This window comes from Gordonia sp. NPDC058843, assembly GCF_042743165.1.
Classification (GTDB): domain Bacteria; phylum Actinomycetota; class Actinomycetes; order Mycobacteriales; family Mycobacteriaceae; genus Gordonia.
Window position 1 is genome coordinate 1 of the sequence record NZ_JBHYNC010000095.1, and the last position, 1,214, is coordinate 1,214.

Below are 1,214 nucleotides of genomic sequence, written 5' to 3' on the forward strand. Positions count from 1 at the left end.
GTCCCCGCTGTGGGCGTCCGCCGTCGGCATGTGGCGCGAACAGCCGGTGACCGGGGTGGGGCTGAAGAACTTCCCGGAGTACCGCGACGAGCGCGGCCTGCTGCTGGAGAGGATCGCTCCGCATCTCGTGCGGCCGGTGCCGTTCCTGTACCCGCTGCAGCACAAGGGCTGGGAGCGGCTGTACGCGGGAGCGGGCGTCGCGCTCTACGACACCATGTCGATGGCCCGCGGACACGGGCGGGGCCTGCCCCTGCACCGCCATCTGAGCCGCCGTCACGCGCTGCGGGTGGCACCCTGCTTGAAGAAGGACGCGCTGGTCGGGGCGTTGCAGTACTACGACGCGCAGATGGACGACGCCCGGTTCGTGACGACCCTCGTCCGCACGGCGGTGGCGTACGGCGCGAAGGCCGCCAACGGGGCGCGGGTCACCGGCTTCCTGCGCGAGGGCGAGCGTGTCGTGGGCGCCCGGGTGCAGGACGTCGAGGGCGGCGGCGAGTACGAGATCCGCGCCAAGCAGGTCGTCAACGCCACCGGTGTGTGGACCGACGACACCCAGGCGATGGTCGGCGAGCGGGGGCAGTTCCACGTCCGTGCCTCGAAGGGCATCCACCTGGTCGTCCCCAAGGACCGCATCCACTCCACGACGGGGCTCATCCTGCGCACCGAGAAGTCGGTGCTGTTCGTCATCCCCTGGGGCCGGCACTGGATCGTCGGCACCACGGACACCGGCTGGGACCTCGACAAGGCGCATCCGGCCGCGTCCAGCGCCGACATCGACTACCTGCTGGAACACGTGAACTCGGTGCTCGCGGTGCCGCTGACGCGGGACGACGTGGAGGGCGTGTACGCCGGTCTGCGCCCGCTGCTCGCCGGGGAGTCGGACGCCACCAGCAAGCTCTCCCGCGAGCACACCGTGGCACATCCCGTGCCCGGGCTCGTCGTGGTGGCCGGCGGCAAGTACACGACGTACCGGGTCATGGCCAAGGACGCGGTGGACGCGGCGGTGCACGGGCTCGACATGCGAGTCGCCGACTGCGTCACCGAGGACACGCCGCTGCTCGGCGCCGAGGGGTACCGGGCCATGTGGAACGCGCGGGCCAGGGTCGCCGCGCGCACCGGCCTGCACGTCGTACGCGTCGAGCACCTGCTGAACCGATACGGCGCCATGGCTGTGGACGATGCGCGAGTGCCTCGAGTTCCGGCGCCGCAGCCGA

At 71.6% G+C, this 1,214-nt stretch carries 1 protein-coding gene; it reads left to right on the forward strand.

Translation table 11 applies throughout. From position 1 onward, the window contains the following. Window positions 1–1,214, forward strand: a 1,214-nt coding sequence (locus ACFW3F_RS25535) for a glycerol-3-phosphate dehydrogenase/oxidase (protein ID WP_388062508.1), incomplete at both ends; no start/stop codon positions are given.